The organism is Marinobacter iranensis (assembly GCF_029207565.1).
In the GTDB taxonomy this organism is placed as follows: domain Bacteria; phylum Pseudomonadota; class Gammaproteobacteria; order Pseudomonadales; family Oleiphilaceae; genus Marinobacter; species Marinobacter iranensis.
Window position 1 is genome coordinate 1 of record NZ_JANCMW010000209.1, and the last position, 266, is coordinate 266.

At 55.6% G+C, this 266-nt stretch carries 1 protein-coding gene; it reads right to left on the reverse strand.

Annotated elements, in window-relative coordinates:
• A partial coding sequence (locus NLU14_RS22060; RefSeq protein ID WP_275710644.1) for a carbohydrate-binding protein occupies positions 1 to 266 on the reverse strand: 266 nt, incomplete at both ends.

Sequence of the window (266 nt, forward strand, 5' to 3'; positions counted from 1 at the left end):
CCTAAATTCCAGCCGCTTACGTATTTCAGGGCGACATCGTAGTACCCGGCTTCAGGGACATTCAGCTGCCAGCTGATCGACTGCCCGAGATCGTTCCACCCCGAAACGCCGACCCCACCCGAGAGAAAGTCGCGCGTGTTATACGTTTTAATCCCGTTGTCAGCACCTGTGAAGCTTTCCGCTTCCGCAAAGACGTCCAGACCTGCCTTAATGGCATCAAAATCCGCTGACTGAACTGCCGGAGTAGCAGCACCCGATCCTGCTCT